Source organism: Demequina sediminis, assembly GCF_039545075.1.
GTDB classification, from domain to species: domain Bacteria; phylum Actinomycetota; class Actinomycetes; order Actinomycetales; family Demequinaceae; genus Demequina; species Demequina sediminis.
Genome location: NZ_BAABRR010000015.1, coordinates 56,300 through 73,371, shown reverse-complemented (window position 1 = coordinate 73,371; position 17,072 = coordinate 56,300). Strand labels below are relative to the sequence as shown.

The 17,072-nt window shown below is 69.4% G+C and carries 13 protein-coding genes; 4 read left to right on the top strand and 9 right to left on the bottom strand.

Annotated features, from left to right (window positions below):
• Positions 1-144 precede the first annotated feature (144 nt).
• Positions 145-1,155 (top strand): LacI family DNA-binding transcriptional regulator, encoded by a 1,011-nt coding sequence (locus tag ABEA62_RS12065; protein ID WP_286214241.1) that lies wholly within the window; start codon positions 145-147, stop codon positions 1,153-1,155.
• A gap of 2 nt (positions 1,156-1,157) precedes the next feature.
• On the opposite strand, the gene ABEA62_RS12060 is transcribed toward ABEA62_RS12065, so the two are convergent.
• The 8 genes from ABEA62_RS12060 to ABEA62_RS12025 all read right to left on the bottom strand — a co-directional run bounded on the left by ABEA62_RS12060 (position 1,158) and on the right by ABEA62_RS12025 (position 11,762).
• Positions 1,158-2,180, bottom strand: a complete 1,023-nt coding sequence (locus ABEA62_RS12060; protein ID WP_345380320.1) for a LacI family DNA-binding transcriptional regulator — start codon at positions 2,178-2,180, stop codon at positions 1,158-1,160.
• Positions 2,181-2,340: 160 nt separating this feature from the next.
• Positions 2,341-3,519, bottom strand: coding sequence for a multiple monosaccharide ABC transporter permease (gene mmsB, locus ABEA62_RS12055; protein ID WP_286214243.1), 1,179 nt, complete (start codon positions 3,517-3,519; stop codon positions 2,341-2,343).
• Entirely contained in the window at positions 3,516-5,069 is a 1,554-nt protein-coding gene (mmsA, locus tag ABEA62_RS12050) for a multiple monosaccharide ABC transporter ATP-binding protein (RefSeq protein ID WP_286214244.1), read from the bottom strand. Before mmsA ends, mmsB begins: the two co-directional genes overlap by 4 nt.
• An 83-nt stretch (positions 5,070-5,152) precedes the next feature.
• Positions 5,153-6,319, bottom strand: coding sequence for a multiple monosaccharide ABC transporter substrate-binding protein (gene chvE / locus ABEA62_RS12045; protein ID WP_286214245.1), 1,167 nt, complete (start codon positions 6,317-6,319; stop codon positions 5,153-5,155).
• A gap of 410 nt (positions 6,320-6,729) precedes the next feature.
• Positions 6,730-7,896 (bottom strand): multiple monosaccharide ABC transporter substrate-binding protein, encoded by a 1,167-nt coding sequence (gene chvE, locus ABEA62_RS12040; RefSeq protein WP_286214246.1) that lies wholly within the window; start codon positions 7,894-7,896, stop codon positions 6,730-6,732.
• A gap of 255 nt (positions 7,897-8,151) precedes the next feature.
• Positions 8,152-9,666, bottom strand: a complete 1,515-nt coding sequence (gene araA, locus ABEA62_RS12035) for an L-arabinose isomerase (RefSeq protein WP_345380314.1) — start codon at positions 9,664-9,666, stop codon at positions 8,152-8,154.
• Positions 9,663-10,373, bottom strand: a complete 711-nt coding sequence (locus ABEA62_RS12030) for an L-ribulose-5-phosphate 4-epimerase (RefSeq protein ID WP_286214247.1) — start codon at positions 10,371-10,373, stop codon at positions 9,663-9,665. The genes araA and ABEA62_RS12030 overlap by 4 nt, the downstream gene beginning before the upstream one ends.
• Before the next feature lie 390 nt (positions 10,374-10,763).
• Positions 10,764-11,762, bottom strand: a complete 999-nt coding sequence (locus tag ABEA62_RS12025) for a LacI family DNA-binding transcriptional regulator (RefSeq protein ID WP_286214248.1) — start codon at positions 11,760-11,762, stop codon at positions 10,764-10,766.
• Between the two features lie 406 nt (positions 11,763-12,168).
• Here ABEA62_RS12025 and galT point away from each other — a divergent pair, with 406 nt between their 5' ends.
• The 3 genes from galT to galE are packed head-to-tail and all read left to right on the top strand — an operon-like array spanning position 12,169 to position 15,528.
• Entirely contained in the window at positions 12,169-13,344 is a 1,176-nt protein-coding gene (gene galT, locus ABEA62_RS12020; RefSeq protein WP_286214249.1) for a galactose-1-phosphate uridylyltransferase, read from the top strand.
• Complete coding sequence (gene galK / locus ABEA62_RS12015) at positions 13,341-14,507, top strand: galactokinase (protein WP_425558042.1); 1,167 nt, start codon at positions 13,341-13,343, stop codon at positions 14,505-14,507. Before galT ends, galK begins: the two co-directional genes overlap by 4 nt.
• Positions 14,508-14,553: 46 nt before the next feature.
• Entirely contained in the window at positions 14,554-15,528 is a 975-nt protein-coding gene (galE, locus tag ABEA62_RS12010) for a UDP-glucose 4-epimerase GalE (protein ID WP_286214250.1), read from the top strand.
• 210 nt (positions 15,529-15,738) lie between these two features.
• On the opposite strand, the gene ABEA62_RS12005 is transcribed toward galE, so the two are convergent.
• Positions 15,739-17,055 carry a hypothetical protein gene (locus tag ABEA62_RS12005; protein WP_345380310.1) on the bottom strand — a complete coding sequence of 439 codons (1,317 nt, stop codon included), beginning with the start codon at positions 17,053-17,055 and terminating at the stop codon, positions 15,739-15,741.
• Positions 17,056-17,072: the final 17 nt, after the last annotated feature.

The following is a 17,072-nucleotide window of genomic DNA, read 5'->3' as shown; positions in this document are numbered from 1 at the left end:
TTTTTTTTTTTTTTGTTTTCTGTCGGGGTGTGGTTATTATAGCGGGTGGGGGCGGGCGCGCCCCCCCCGGGGCGCGCCCCCCCCCCCCCGCGCTCGCCCGCCGCGCGCTCGTCGACGCCACGACCATCAACCCCACGGGCCTCGATGATCGACGTCGCCCGCCTCGCGGGCGTGTCGGGACAGACCGTGTCCCGCGTCGCGAACGGGTCCCTCAATGTCAGCCCCGAGACGCGCAGGAGAGTGCTCGACGCGATGGAGTCGCTGGGCTACTCGCCCAACACCGCGGCGCGCGCGCTGCGTAGCGGCAGCTTCGAGACCATCGGCGTGATCGCCCATCGCCTCGCGCGCACGGGAGAGTCGCGCACCGTCGAGGCCGTCGCGCGTGCCGCGCGCGAGGCCGGCCACACGGTCACGCTGCTCGACCTCGACTCGACCGAGCACGCCGACGTGGCCGAGGCGGCCTCGCGGCTGTCGCACCAGGCGATCGACGGCCTCATCATCATTCGCGCGGAGATCGAGGACGCGGACCGGCTGCTCCTCCCCACGGGGTTGCCGGCGGTGGTGCAGGACGCGACGTTCGGCGGCCGCCTGCCGATGATCGGCTCGGATCACGCGGGAGGCGCCCGGCTCGCGGTCGAGCACCTGCTGAGCCTGGGCCACCGCACCGTGCATCACGTCGCGGGGCCGGCCGACTCGATCCCGGCACGCGCCCGCCTGACCGCGTGGCGCGAGGTGCTCGCGGAGCACGGAATCGCGGCGCCGGAGCCCGTCCAGGGTGACTGGACCGCCGAGTCCGGCCATGCGGCGGGGATCGCGATCGCGGACCGGCCGGACATCACGGCGGTGTTCTGCGCGAATGACGAGATGGCGACCGGCCTCATGCTCGCGTGTCACGAGCGCGGACGCCGCATCCCCGAGGATCTCTCGGTGGTCGGCTTCGACGACGTGCCGCTCGCCGCGTTCCTGTCTCCCCCGCTCACGACGGTGCGCCAGCCCTTCGCGCGCGTGGGCGCGCGCCTGGTCGAGGAGGTGCTCGCTCGCATCGAGACCGGACGGGGACCCCGCGGCGGGACCGGTGCGGAGCCGGCCGAGCCTGCCGAGCTGATCCCGTGTGAACTCGTGGTGCGGCGGTCGACGAGCGCGCCGCGCCCCTAGACCTACGCGGTGCCGCGCACCACGATCTCGGTGGGCAGCGTGACGCGACCGGCCATGCGGCCGTTGATCTCGTCCACGAGGAGGCGCACCATCTCTTCGCTCACCCTGTCGAAGGGCTGGCGCACCGTCGTGAGCTGCGGCGTGGTCTCGACGGCAACCGGGGCATCGTCGAATCCCGCGACGGCGACGTCCTCGGGCACCCGGATGCCCGCGCGCTCGAGCACGTCCATGGCCCCAGCCGCCATGAGGTCGTTCGCGCAGAACACCGCGTCGAACGGCACCTCGCGCGACAGCAGCTCGCGCATCGCGGCCTCTCCCGACGGCCGCCCGTAGTCGCCGTAGGCGACCAGCGACTCGTCGAAGCGGTCGCCCAGCACCGCGCGAAACGCGCGAAGCCGGCCCGTGCCTCCCGACGTGTCCTGAGGTCCGGCGATGTGCACGATCCGCTGGCAGCCCCGCCGCAACAGATACTCGACCATCGCGCGCGCGCCGCCCTCGTCATCGGCCGTCGCGTAGCCCACCTTGTCCTCGAATCCCAGCGGGATGCCCGCCGAGACCACCGGCAGCCGCGACTCGAGCAGCGTGCCCAGGAACTCCTGGCTGTCGCGGTGCGAGGACACCACGAGCGCACCGTCGACGTGGCCGCCCGTGAGGTACTCGGTCGCGCGGCGACGCTCCTCGAGGGTGTCGGCCATGATGAGGATGAGCGTCATGCCGTGCGCCGCGAGCGCATCCGCCGAGGACCGCAGGATGAGCAGGAAGTTCGGGTCGGAGAAGAAGCGCTCGTAGGACTCGCTCAGCAGGAAGCCCACCGAGCCCGTGCGGCTCGTCGCGAGAGAGCGCGCGTGGGGGTTGATCCGATAGCCGGTGGCCTTGATGGCCTTCTCGACCTGCTCGCGTGAGCCCTCGGAGACCCAGTGGCCCCCGTTGAGCACTCGCGACACGGTGCCGCGGGAGACGCCGGCCTCTCGCGCCACGTCATCGATCGTGGGACGGCGTCCTCGCACGTTGTTCACCGGTGTCATCTCCTCGACGGTTCTGGAACGAGTATGGACTAGGACCGCTCTCAGGCGCACCTTTCGCCGCGACCCACGGCATCGTCCCTGATGGTGGGCGGACGATGCGGGGCCGGGGATGCGACGAGGGGCCCCGGTCTCCCGGGGCCCCTCGCACGCCGTGACTGCGTTAGCGGGCGCCGGCGCGGCGCTTGTTGTAGACGTCGAACGCGACGGCCAGCAGCAGCACGAGGCCCTTGACCACGGCCTGCACCGACTGGTCGACACCCATGAGCTGCATGCCGTTCGACATGATCGCCATGATGAGACCACCGACGATCGCGCCGGTCACGCGGCCCACACCACCGGTGACGGCGGCGCCACCGATGAAGCACGCCGCGATCGCGTCGAGCTCGAACATGTTTCCGGCCGCGGGCTGCGCGCCGTTCGAGCGGGACGAGTACACCACACCGGCGACCGAGGCGAGGATGCCCATGTTGAGCATGACGCCGAAGTTCACCCAGCGCACCTTGACACCCGAGAGCATCGCGGCGGCGAGGTTGCCACCGATCGCGTACACGTGGCGGCCGAACACCGTGCGGGTCGTGACCAGCGTGTAGGCCATCACGAGCACCGCGAGGATGATGAGCACGTTCGGGAGGCCGCGAGCGTTGGCGAGCTGCCACGCGAACCACATGACCACCGCGGCGACCGCGACCAGCTTGAGGATGAACAGCGGCATCGCCTCGACGGGCTGCTCGTACGCGATGCGCGCACGGCGGGTGCGGTAGGCGGCGAATGCGTAGCCGGCCACCGCGACCGCGAACACGACGAGTGTGAAGACGTCGTAGCCCGGCCCGCCAAACAACCCGTTCTGGAAGCCGCCCGCGATCTTCTGATACTCCGCGGGGAACGGCGACAGCGAGATGTTGTTGAGGACCAGCAGCGTGAGGCCGCGGAACAGAAGCATGCCCGCGAGCGTGGTGATGAACGCCGGGATGCCCACGAAGGCGACCCAGAATCCCTGCCACGCGCCGATCAGCACGCCCGCGCCGAGTGCGGCGAGGATGCCCACCCACCACGGCATGCCGTTCTTGATCACCAGCACCGCGGAGATGGCGCCCGTCACGGCGACCACGGAACCGACCGACAGGTCGATGTGGCCCGCGATGATCACCATCACCATGCCGATGGCAAGAATGAGGATGTAGGAGTACTGCAGGACGATGTTGGTCACGTTGCCCGGGCTGAGCAGCGTGCCTCCGGTGAGAAATGCGAACAGCGCCACGATCGCGACGAACGCGATGTAGATGCCGCTGGTCCGCATGTTCCGGGTCAGCAGCTCCCGAAGATTAGCGGTGCCGGTCATGCCCGGACCTCCCTGTCCTTGGTCTTTTCCTGAGTCATCAGGGTCATGAGCTTCTCCTGGGTCGCGTCCTTGACAGGCACCTCGCCGGTCACGACGCCAAACGCCAGGGTGTAAATGCGGTCGCACGTGCCGAGCAGCTCGGGCAGCTCGGACGAGATGATGATGACTGCCTTGCCCGCCGCGACCAGGCGGTTGATGATCGTGTAGATCTCATACTTGGCACCCACGTCGATGCCACGGGTCGGCTCGTCCAGGATCAGGACCTCGGCGTCCGAGTAGATCCACTTCGACAGCACCACCTTCTGCTGGTTGCCGCCGGACAGGTTGCCGACCGTCTGCATGACGGTGGGTGTCTTGATGTTCATCGAGCCGCGGTACTCCTCCGCGACCTTGATCTCCTTGTTCTGGTCGACCCATCCGCGCTTCGAGAGCTTGAACAGGGCGGCGGCGGAGATGTTGCGGCGCACGTCATCGATGAGGTTGAGGCCGTAGCGCTTGCGGTCCTCGGTCGCGTAGGCGAGGCCGTGGCGGATCGCCTCGGACACGTCGCGGACCTGGATCTCTTCGCCGTGCATGTAGATGCTGCCGGTGATGTCGCGGCCGTACGCGCGGCCGAAGAGGCTCATCGCGAGCTCGGTGCGTCCCGCGCCCATGACGCCGGCGATGCCGACCACCTCGCCCTTGCGGACGTTGAAGGATGCCTTGTCGACCACGATGCGACCGGGCTGGGTGGGGTGGTATACGGTCCAGTCCTCGACGCGCAGCACCTCCTCGCCGACCACGTGCTCGCGCGACGGGTAGCGGCTCGTGAGGTCACGGCCCACCATGCCGCGGATGATGCGGTCCTGGATCCCCGGCTCGTCGGCGATGTCGAGCGTCTCGATCGTGTGGCCGTCACGAATGATCGTGGTGCGGTCACACACCTCCGCGATCTCGTTGAGCTTGTGGGAGATCATGATCGACGTGATACCGCGCGACTTGAGGGTGCGCAGCAGGCTGAGCAGGTGCTCGGAGTCGTCGTCGTTCAGCGCGGCGGTGGGCTCGTCGAGGATGAGCAGGCGCACGTCCTTGGACAGCGCCTTCGCGATCTCGACCAGCTGCTGCTTGCCCACTCCCAGCTGCATCACGGGGGTGATGGGGTTCTCGTCGAGGCCCACCTGCTTGAGCAGCTTCATGGCCTCGTGGTTGGTCTGGTTCCAGTCGATCATCCCGTTCTTCCCACGGCGCTCATTGCCGAGGAAGATGTTCTCCGCTACCGACAGGTAGGGGATGAGCGCGAGCTCCTGGTGGATGATGACGATTCCCTTGGACTCAGAGTCTGGGATCGAGTGGAACTTCTGGATCTCGCCGTCGTAGACGATGTCGCCCTCGTACGTGCCGTACGGGTAGACACCGGAGAGAACCTTCATCAGCGTCGACTTGCCTGCGCCGTTCTCGCCGCAGATGCCGTGGATTTCACCATCGATCACGCTGAGTTCGACGTCGGAGAGCGCCTTGACACCGGGGAAGGCCTTCGTGATCTTCCGCATCTCAAGGATGTGCTTCGTCATGTCTCACCTCCAAGGGTGTGAGAGGGGGTCGGAGGGAGGGGCGGTGGTGCCGGCCCCCGAGGGGACCGGCACCACCGTGGGGATTAGGCGACGCCGGAGGCGACCTGCTCCTCAGTCCAGTAGCCGGAGTCGATCAGCAGCGACTGGATGTTGTCCGCGTAGACGATGTCCGACTCGAGCAGGTACGACGGCACAACCTTCACGCCGTTGTCGTAGGTCTCGGTGTCGTTCGCCTCGGGCTCCTCGCCGTTGAGGTACGCGGTCGCAGCGACCACGGCCTGCTCGGCGAGCTTGCGGGTGTCCTTGAAGATCGTCGCAAACTGGACGCCATCGGCGATCAGCTTGACGGAGGCGATCTCAGCGTCCTGACCGGTCACGACCGGGAAGCCGTCGGTGACGGTGCCGGAGTAGCCGTCGTTCTGGAGCGCGGTGATGATGCCTCGCGACAGACCGTCGTAGGGCGACAGCACGCCGTGAACCTCGTTGTCGGTGCCCACGTAGTTGGCGGTGAGGAGGTCCTCCATGCGCTTCTGCGCGGTCTCCTGCTGCCACCGTTGCGTCGCCGCCTGCTCGATGTCGACCTGACCGGACGGCACCACGAGCACCCCGGAGTCGAGGTAGGGCTGGAGCGTGTCGATCGCGCCCTGCCAGAAGAAGTGCGCGTTGTTGTCATCGAGCGAGCCCGCGAAGAGCTCGACGTTGAACGGACCGGCAGCGTCACCCTCGGTGCCGTCGGCGTTGAGAACGCCCAGGCCCACGAGGAGCGAGGTCGCCTGCTGGACGCCCACGTTGTAGTTGTCGAACGTGACGTAGAAGTCGACGTTCTCCGAGTCACGGATGAGGCGGTCGTACGAGATGACGGGGATGCCGGCATCCGCGGCGGCCTGGAGCTGCTGCGAGAGGGCCGTGCCGTCGATCGCCGCGATGATCAGCGCCTTGACGCCGTTGGTGATCATGTTGTCGATCTGCTGCGACTGGGTGGGGATGTCGTCACCGGCGAACTGGAGGTCAACCTCGAAGCCGGCGTCCTCAAGACCCGACTGGACGGCGTCGCCGTCGGCGATCCAGCGCTCGGAGGTCTGGGTGGGCATCGCGACACCGATCGTGCCGCCGGCCTCGACCTCGCCGCCACCGCCGCCTGCGGTGCCCGAAGCCTCGGGCTCGCTGCCCGCGCCGCCGCCGGCGCAGGCCGCAAGGGTGAACGCGAGAGCCGCACCGGCGCCCGCAGCCAGGATCTTCCTGAACTTCATATCTCCTCCTCGAGATACCGGCCCGCATCGTCACGGGCCGTGCGGTACTCAGTGTGTTTGCGTTCACATGACAAGTCGAACGCCGTGCGTCACGATGTGGTCACAAGCACCCAACACCTTGAATTAAATACGTTTGCCAGGTTGTTCTCTGCAAACTTGGGAGCGGTTCCAGGTTTCCGGCACGGGATGCCGGGACCAAAGTCGCATCCCCGCGAGGGCCCCGCGAGCACCCCGCGAGCACTCCGCGGAGCCCCGTGCGCGGTCCCAGCGGGCCCCGCATCGTGCCCTTTCGAGCCTCGCTCGCGGCCATTGCGGCACCGCCCGCGGGCCGGCGCGAGGGCTGGCGTTTGGGCCCCTCATGACAAGAGCCCGGCGCCGGCGAGTCCGCCGGCACCGGGCCCCTGGAGCGCTTAGGCGACGCCCGCCTCGACCTGCTCCTCGGTCCAGTAGCCGGAGTCGATGAGCACGGACTGGACCTCATCCGCACGCACGGTGTCGGACTCGAGAAGGTACGAGGGGACCACCTTGACGCCGTTGTCGTACGTCTCGGTGTCGTTGGCCTCGGGCTCCTCGCCCGCCAGGAACGCCTCGGCCGCCGTGATGGCCTGAGCCGCGAGCTTGCGGGTGTCCTTGAAGACCGTCGAGTACTGGACGCCGTCGCGGATCAGCTTGACGGACGCGATCTCGGCATCCTGGCCGGTGACGATCGGGAAGCCGTCGGCGATCGTGCCGGCGTAGCCGTTGTTCTGCAGCGCGGTGATCACGCCACGGGCGAGGCCGTCGTTCGGAGCAAGCACCGCCTGCACCTTCTTGTCGGTGCCCACGTAGCCGGCGGTGAGGAGGTCCTCCATGCGCTTCTGTGCGGTCTCCTGGAGCCAGCCCTGGGTCGCCGCCTGCTCGATGTCCATCTGTCCAGAGGGCACGACAAGGACGCCCGACTCGAGGTACGGAGCGAGCGTGTCCTGCGCGCCCTGCCAGAAGAAGTGAGCGTTGTTGTCGTCGAGCGATCCGGCGAACATCTCGATGTTGAACGGGCCGGTCTCGCCGGTCTCCGCACCCGACTCGTCGAGGATGCCCAGGCCGGTCAGCAGCGAGGTCGCCTGCTGGACGCCCACCTTGTAGTTGTCGAACGTCACGTAGAAGTCGACGTTCTCCGAGTCACGGATGAGGCGGTCGTACGAGATGACGGGGATCCCCGCCTCCGCGGCCGCGGCGAGCTGGCTCGACAGCGCGGTTCCGTCGATCGCGGCAATGATCAGCACGGAGACGCCGTTGGTGATCATGTTGTCGATCTGCTGCGACTGCGTGGGGATGTCGTCACCCGCGTACTGCAGGTCGACCTCGAAGCCCGCCTCCTCGAGACCCTCCTTGACGAAGTTGCCGTCCGCGATCCACCGCTCGGTGGTCTGGGTGGGCATCGCGACGCCGATCGTGCCGCCCTCCTCCGCGGCGCCACCGCCACCGCCGGCCGTGCCGGAGGCCTCGGGCTCGCTGCCCGCGCCACCCCCACCGCACGCCGCGAGCGTCAGGGCAAGCGCCGCTCCGGCGCCCGCCGCAAGAAACTTCTTGAGTTGCATCTCTCCTCCTTGAGAAATCGGCTCGAACGGTCGCGGGCCCGCGCTCTACTTTGTTGGCAGAGGCAACGTAATCCAACTCGAGGAGGTCACGATTGCGTCACGAGAGCGCTCACAGTGCCTCAACCAGCAACGATGCTTGGGCCCGCCGGGCGCCCGGCGACCGCCGGCATCGTCCCCCACCCGGGCATCGTCCCCTCCCCACGGAGACGCCAAGAGGCCCCGGCGCGTACGCCGGGGCCTCCTGGGACGGAACGGTCAGCGACCGCCCATCGCGTAGTACGCGTTGTTCCAGCGGATCTGGTTCTCGAAGCCCTCGAGCGTGGTGTCCTGGTCGATGACCAGCAGCTCGATGCCCACCATGCGCGCGAAGTCCTTGACCACGTCGACCCCGATCTGGGTGGACATCGCGGTGTGGTGCGCGCCGCCGGTCTGCAGCCACGCGCCCACGGCGGTCGGGAAGTCGGGACGCGGCTTCCAGACAGCGTGACCCACGGGGAGCTTGGGCATCGGCTCGGGGAGGTCGACGTTGTCGACCACGTTCGCGACCAGGCGGAAGCGATCGCGCATGTCGGACAGCGCGACCACGACGGCGGGGCCGGCGTCGGCCGTGAAGACCAGGCGCACCGGGTCCTGCTTGCCGCCAATGCCGAGCGGGTGCACCTCGAGCCGCGCCTTCTTCGACGACAGCGCGGGGTTGACCTCGAGCATGTGCGCGCCGAGCGACAGCTCCTGGCCGGGCACCAGGTGGTACGTGTAGTCCTCCATGAGCGAGGAGCCGCCGGGCAGGCCCGCGCCCATCACGGCGCACAGGTGCACCAGGATCGCGGTCTTCCAGTCGCCCTCCGCGCCAAAGCCGTAGCCGTCCGCCATGAGGCGCTGGACCGCGAGGCCGGGGAGCTGCTTGAGGCCGCCGAGGTCCTCGAACGAGTCCGTGAACGCCTGGAAGCCACCCTCGACGAGGAACGCGCGCAGCGCGACCTCGATCGCGGCGGCGTCGCGCAGCGACTGGTGACGCTCGCCGTCGGGGAGGAGCTCGGGCGCCACCTCGTACTCGGCGAGGTAGACGTCGGTCAGGGCGTCAACGTCCGCATCCGCGACCGCGTCGACGCGCTCGACGAGCTCGTTGATGCCCCACGTGTTGATCTGGGCACCCAGCTTGACCTCGGCCTCGGTCTTGTCGCCCTCGGTCACCGCGACAAAGCGCATGTTGTCGCCGAAGCGCGCGACCTTGAGGTTCTTGGCGGCGGCGCGGCCGGCGGCGGCGCGCGACCACACGCCGATCCTCTCGGTGACCGCGGGAGTCGAGGCGTGGCCGACGACGGTGGTGCGCGGCACGCCCAGGCGAGTCTCGATGTACGCGTACTCGCGGTCGCCGTGAGCAGCCTGGTTGAGGTTCATGAAGTCGAAGTCGATGGTCGACCACGGGAGCTCGAGGTTGGCCTGCGTCGCGAGGTGAAGCAGCGGCTTCTGCAGGGCGTTGAGGCCCGCAATCCACATCTTCGCGGGAGAGAACGTGTGCATCCACGTGATGACGCCGATCACCTGGGGGGCCGCGTTGGCCTCCATGATCGTCGCGAGGATCTCGTCGCGGTTCTTCACCACGGGCTTCCACACCACCGTCACGGGGATGTCGCGGGAGGCCTGGAGCGTCTCCACCACCTCGGTGGACTGCTCCGCGACCTGGCGAAGGACCTCGTCGCCGTAGAGCGTCTGGCTTCCGGTGAGGAACCAGACCTCGTACTCGGCGAGGTTCGGGACGATGCTGGTCATGCCATGCCTCCTTGCGGCGTCTGTCCGTAGACGTTTTGGTAGCGGTCGAAGAGTGCGTCGATGTAGTGCGGCTCGATGGGGACCAAGTCGCCACCCTGGCGCGCGATGTGCACGGTGCGGGCGACGTCCTCGCACATGACGGCGGCCTTGACGGCGTCGCGCGCGTCCTTGCCGATCGTGAACACGCCGTGGTTGGCCATGAGGACGGCACGCGAGCGGTGTCCCTCGAGGGTCTGGACGATTCCGCGGCCGATCGACTCGTCGCCGATGATCGCGAACGGACCCACGGGGATCTCGCCGCCGAACTCGTCGGCCATGCCGGTGATCACACACGGGATGGGCTCGCGGCGCGCGGCCCAGGCGGTCGCGTAGGTCGAGTGCGTGTGGACCACGCCGCCCACATGAGGCATCGCGCGGTAGACGTAGGCGTGCGCCGCGGTGTCGGACGACGGGCTGCGGTCCGAGCCGGCCGAGCCGGGGATGACGTTGCCGTCGAGGTCGCACAGGATCATGTTGTCCGGCGTGAGGTCGTCGTAGTCGACGCCCGAGGGCTTGATGACAAAGTGCTGCGTGCCGGGCACGCGCTCCGAGACATTGCCCGCGGTCCAGGCCACCAGGTTGTAGCGGGTGAGTTCCGAGTGCAGCCGAGCGACCTTCTCCCGGCTGCGCCGGATCGCCTGGACCTGCTCGGGAGTGAAGCTGATCACGGTTGAGCCTCCTTGCTTCGTGCTGTGTACGGCAGCGTGCTGTTTCCTACGTATTCGCCCCTCGGACTGCGGGACTCTGTGGCGACGAGTCGGGGCCCAGACGCCGCGCCGGGCTCGAGACGATGCCGCGCGGGGGCCATGCGAGGCCCCTTTGCCGCGTCGTCCGAGCCGACGGTTTTAACGTTAACATACAGCGCCAATCTACCGCGCCCCGGCCGTCGCGCGAGGGCCGCAGGTCCCGTGTGGGGGTGGTCGGTTCGCGCGCGGCGGCGTCGGCTCCGCCACACGGGATCGACCATGAGCGTCCCATGGCGCGCACGCGCCTGCGGAAAGCGACCACCACCGTCCCATTGAGAGTCTGGCGTGTGGCGGACCGTACAGACAGACGACCTACACCGGTGCGGCGCCGGTCGAATCGCGCACGACGAGCCACGGCTCGACGGGGTCGACCTGCCCCGGATCGCGCCCGTTGATCGCCGAAACCAGCAGCGCGACCGCGCGCAGGCCCACCTCGGTGAAGTCCTGGTGGACCGTGGTGAGCCCCGGGTGCGCGTAGGCAGCTTCGGGGACATCGTCGAAGCCCACCACGGAGACATCGTCCGGCACGTTCAGCCCGCGCTCCTCGAGGGCGTGGATCGCGCCGATCGCCATGGGGTCATTCGCACAGAACAGCGCGGTGACGCCCTCCTCCATCGCGAGACCGGCGCGATAGCCGGCATCGGCGCTCCAGTCGCCCTCGAGAATGGGGAGGCGCTCGAGACCGCGCTCCGCGAGGAACTCGAGGAACGTGTCGCGCCGCAGCTGCGCCTCGGTGAGGCCCGCGATGCCGGTGACGTGCTGGAACCGACGATGGCCCAGCTCGTAGAGATGGTCGAGCGCGAGCCGCGTGCCGCGCACCTGGTCCACCGCGATCGACCGAGCTCCGTGGGAGTTGCCGGTCAGCGCGAAGAGGACGGGGACATCGGTGATCGAATCCACCGCGTCGAGCACCGCGGGATGCTGCGCCATCACGACGAGGGCGTCGACCGAGCGCCCCAGGAGGAAGTCGAGCGCCTCGCCCATCGACTCCGCATCCCACGACGCGGTGGTGATGAGCGGCTTAAAGCCCGCGCGCTTGGCGGCGTGCTCGATCGCGTACAGGGTGCTCGTCGGCCCAAAGTGCGGCACCTCGGGCATGATCACGCCGATCACCTCGGAGCGGCCCGTCGCGAGCGCGCGCGCCGCCATGTTGCGGCGATAGCCCAGCTCCTGGATCGCGGAGAGGACGCGCTCGCGGGTCTCGGGACGGATTCCAGGGAAGTCGTTGAGGACGCGCGAGACCGTCTGGTGGGAGACGCCGGCACGCGCCGCAACGTCGTGCATGCTCGGGTTACGCGCGGACTTGCTCACGCCACCCTCCGGTCGTGGGTCATGGCGGCCAGGCTATCCGACCCCACGGCACCCGGCTCGCGGCGTGCACTTCGGGGCTCGCTGGCGCTCGGCCACCCGACCCGGCCGACCACCCGACCAACCGCACGTCACACATCTGGCGACACGTGGCTCGCGGCTGAACGGGGAATCCGACTCACCTGGCCTCAGATGTGTGACTTGCGCGCGGAGACGATGCGCGCGGAGACGATGCGCACGGCGACGATGCGCGCGGCGACGATGCGCGCGGCGACGATGCGCGCGGCGACGATGCGTGGTCGGACCAGGATCAGGCGATGCCGGGCCCGAGGTCCCGGTCTTCAACCCGCCATGTTGACGATAACATGTTGACGGTAACATGCACCCACCGACTCATGACGGAGAGCCGATGAGCCCCGAGACACTCACCCCCACCCCGACCCCCGGCTCCGGCCCTGCGCACGGCCCGATCAGCGACCCCGCGGTCCGGGTCCTGCGCGACCGCCTCGCCGACGGCCGCGAGCTGCTCTACTTCGACGACGCCGACACGACCCTTGCTCCCGAGCGCCGCCGGGACCAGCGCGACCTCGCTCCCCGTCCCGCCACCGCGGCGCTACGCCAGGACCCGCTCACGGGCGAGTGGATCACGGTGGCCGCCGCACGCCAGAACCGCGTGATGCTGCCGCCCGCCCACCTCGACCCGCTCGCGCCGCAGACTCCGGACAACCCCTCGGAGATCCCGGACCGTTACGACGTCGCGGTGTTCGAGAACAAGTCGCCGTCGTTCGGCCCGGCGGGCGAGCTCGACGCCTCCCTCGAGGGCGTGGGTCTCGAGCGCGCCGCGCAGTCTGCGGGACGCTGCGAGGTGGTGTGCTTCAGCCCGGAGCATGACGGCTCGCTCGCCACCCAGACCCGTTCGCGCATGCGCACCGTGATCGAGGCGTGGGCGCACCGCACTGCGGAACTGTCCGCCGTGCCCGCGGTGCGCCAGGTCTTCCCGTTCGAGAACAGGGGCGAGGCGATCGGCGTGACGCTGCACCACCCTCACGGTCAGATCTACGCCTATCCCTACGTCACCCCGCGCACGCAGCGCCTTCTCGACTCGATCAGGACCTACGGGCCGTCGCTCATGGCGGACGTGCTCGACCGCGAGGCGAACGGCCCGCGCGTGCTCATCGCCGGGGAACACTGGACGGCGTACGTGCCGTTCGCCGCGCGTTGGCCCGTCGAGATCCAGATGATGCCGCACCGCGACGTGCCGGACCTCGCACACACCTCGCTGGCCGAGCGCGCGGAGCTGTCGGGCATCTACCTCCGCCTGCTGCGCGGCATCGATGCCAGGTACTCGACGCCCACGCCCTACATCGCCGCGTGGCACCAGGCCCCGGTCGACACCACGTCCGGCGTTCGGCTCATGCTGCAGATCACCAGCCCGCGACGCGCGGAGGACAAGATGAAGTTCCTCGCAGGCTCGGAGGCCGCCATGGGAGCATGGGTGGCAGACATCCCGCAGGAAGATCAGGTGAGCGCGCTCCGCGACGCGATCGCTCGAGCAGACGACGAGCAGCCCGTGGAGGCATCGTGATCGACATTCCCTCGCCCGAATCCACCGCACGCGCATTCGAGGAGCGCTACGGACGCCGCCCCGACGGCGTGTGGTCGGCCCCCGGCCGCGTCAACCTGATCGGCGAACACACCGACTACAACGACGGCCTCGTGTTCCCCTTCGCGATCGAGCGTCGCACGTGGGCCGCGGTCGGCATGCGCGAGGACCGCCTGCTCACCGTGCACTCCGGCGCGATGCCCGAGCCCGCGCAGGCGTCGCTCGACGCGCTCGACCCGAGCGAGTTCGACGGCTGGAGCGCGTACGTGTTCGGCGTGGTGTGGGCGATGCGCGAGCGCGGCGTGAGCCTCGACGGCCGCGTGGGCGTCGACATCATGCTCACCTCCGACGTTCCGCTGGGCGCCGGGCTGTCGTCGAGCGCCGCGATCGAGTGCGGCGTGGCGCTCGCGCTCAACGACCTGTGGGACCTGGGCCTCAGCCGCCGCGAGCTCATCTGCGTGTGCCAGCTCGCGGAGAACGGTGCCGTGGGCGCCCCGACCGGCAACATGGACCAGACCGCGTCGCTCATGGGCGAGGCCGGCCACGGCGTCCTCATCGACGTGCGCGCCGAGACCGCCGAGCCCGTGGCACTGCATTTCGCCGATGAGAACCTCGAGTTGCTCGTGATCGACACCCGGGTGCACCACGAGCACGCGACGGGTGGCTACGGCGCTCGCCGCCGCTCGTGCGAGGAAGGTGCCGCCGCGATGGGCGTGCCCTCGCTGCGCGACCTGTCCGAGTCCGACCTGCCGCGCGCGGCCGAGGTCCTCGACGACGAGACCTTCCGCCGCGTCAAGCACGTCGTGACGGAGAACGCCCGCGTCGCACGCACCGCGCAGGTGGTCCAGGCGGACGGCCCGCGCGCAATCGGTGACCTGCTGGTGCAGTCGCACGCCTCCATGCGCGACGACTTCGAGATCTCGGTGCCCGAGCTCGACCTGGCCGTCGAGACCGCGCTGGCCAACGGAGCGATCGGCGCCCGCATGACCGGCGGCGGATTCGGCGGCGCGGCGATCGCGCTCATCGACGTGGGGCGCGCGGACGAGGTCGGCGCCGCGATCGAGGCGGCCTTCGCGGACTCCGGCTTCACCGCTCCTATCATTTTCGTGGTCAACCCCGCCGCTGGCGCCCACCGCGATCTCTGACGCCCCGCGTCACTCCACCCCGCATCGTCCCCACTCAAGGAGGAACATGTCCTGGCTTGTCACCGGCGGAGCCGGCTATATCGGATCCCACGTGGTCCGCTCTCTGCTCGACGCCGGCATCGCGCCGGTGGTGCTCGACGACCTCTCGAGCGGCATCGAGGCGTTCATCCCCGAGGGCGTGCCGTTCGTCAACGCGTCGATCCTCGACACCGATGCCGTCGCTGCCGCCCTCACCGAGCACGGCGTCGTGGGCGTCATCCACTGCGCGGGCTACAAGTACGCGGGCGAGTCCGTGAAGTACCCCGTTCACACGTTCCGCCAGAACGTCGAGGGAACCGGCTGCCTGCTTGAGGCCATGGACCGCGCGGGCGTGACGCGCCTGGTGTTCTCCTCCTCGGCGGGCGTCTACGGCACCCCGCCCACGGACGTCGTAACCGAGTCCACGCCCACCAGCCCCGAGTCTCCGTACGGCGAGTCCAAGCTGATCGGGGAATGGCTCATCCGGGACCAGGTGCGCGCGACCACGATGGCCGGCGCCCCGCTCGCCGCCACGAGCCTGCGCTACTTCAACGTGGTGGGCTCGGGTTACGCGGACATCTACGACGCCTCGCCGCACAACCTCTTCCCCAAGGTCTTCTCCGCGATCCAGGCGGGCAAGGCCCCACAGGTCAACGGCACCGACTACCCGACCCCGGACGGCACGTGCATCCGCGACTACGTGCACGTGAGCGATCTCGCGGCGGCGCATGTGGTCGCGGCGCAGCGCCTCGACGCCGGCGATGCCCTCGAGCCCGTCTACAACCTGGGCTCCGGCGCGGGGACCTCGGTGCGCGAGATCGTCGACGCGATCGTGGCGGCGACCGGCACCGACATGGCGCCCGTCGAGGGTCCGCGCCGCGCGGGCGACCCGGCGATCATCGTCGCCGACGGCGTCCTTGCCACGCGAGACCTGGGCTGGGCGATGCGCCACGACGTGACGCAGATGGTCGAGAGCGCCTGGGCGGCACACCCCAAGGGCTAGCCGCGCCCCTGCGCTGCGGCTCTGTCTCGCTGCGGCTCCGCCCATCGAGGTGGCTCCGCCACACGGATTCGCGGCTCCGCCCGTCGAGGCGGCTCCGCCACACAGGTCCCGGCGTGTCGTCGGCGAGTCGCGCCCGCGGAGGCCGCTGAGGGCCGATGCCGGGGTGGCTTGTGTGGCGGAGCCGCGGGGGTTCCGCTCTGGTGGACGTCGCTAGTCGAGCTGGTCGAAGCGGTACAAGAACGCCGCCATCGCATCACGCGTGATGTCCGCCAACGGACGGAACTCCTGACCTGCCGGCGTCGACCAACCCGTGCTGATCCCCTCCGCAGCAAGCCACCCAATCGCCACAGCATGCTCCGAACCCTCCACATCCACGAAGGACACGGGAGGCTCGACGGTCGCCGTCGCGCTCGTAATCGAGCCCGCGGTGAAGCCGTCGGCGGTGGCGGCGACGCGCACCGCGAGCTCGGCACCCACCGCCGAGGCAGGGGCCTCGTACGTGGAGTCCTTGCCCACGACGTCGCCGTCGAGCAGCCACTCGAAGGCGAGGGCGGCATCGGCCGGATCCGTCTCGACGGTGGCCGTCACGGCCGTGCCGGTGGTCACCCGCGCGGGCAGTGCCGCCTCGACGCCCACCTGGCGCGTGATCGCGACGGTCGAGGACTCCGTGACGGAGCCATCCGCGGACCGCACGGTGACCGTGGCGACGCCGCCGTTGTCGCCGCTCGGCTGGGTCACGGTGACCCGCGCCTCGCGGTCGACCGCGACCGCGGACACCGTCGGGTACTGGGCGCCCACGCTCGTCGCCTCGTACTCGGTGACGTCGCGGTCGAAGCCGTCGACCTCGACGCCATCCACGCGGAGCGTGGCCAGGCCGGCCTCGGCGGCAGGGCTGGGCGCCAGGGCGCCCACCTCGACCTCGGAGTCCACCATGTGGGTGTTCGGGAAGGCGTTGAGCACCACGCGCAGCGCGTCGCCGCGCACCGGCTCGAACGTCTCGCCGATGACGGGAGCCCCGCCAGCTGTCGAGTTGCTGAGCGTGATCGCGCCCAGCCCCGGCACGGTCTGCCAAGCGCCGTCCGCGTCGCGGTACTCGATCGCGGTGGTCTGCGCCCAGCTCGACATGTTGCCGTCGGCGTAGAAGGAGACGGCCACGCTTCCGAGGTCGCGCATACCCGCGTACTGGTACGTGAGCGTGTCCTGGAGGGGCTTGTTGCTGCCCACCCAGTTCGACCAGCCCTTGTCGTTCTGCACACGGTTGCGCGTGCGGTCCACGGGGTATCCGGACTCGGTGGAGGTCGCGGACGCCGTCGTGGTCGAGTCGGGGTTGATGTTAACCAGCGTCGACTCGGTGATGAGCACCGTCAGGCTCGCGTCGAGCGCACCCGATGCGGTCTGCGCGGCGCCGGACACGGTGACCTCGCCGGGAGCGGCGAAGTCCTGCGCGTCGACGGAGGTCGGCGCGGCGTCCTGCACGCTCGCGAGCGGGGCGCCCGCGAACACCGTGACGGAGGTCGGGTCGGTCACCGTGCGCGAGTCCACCG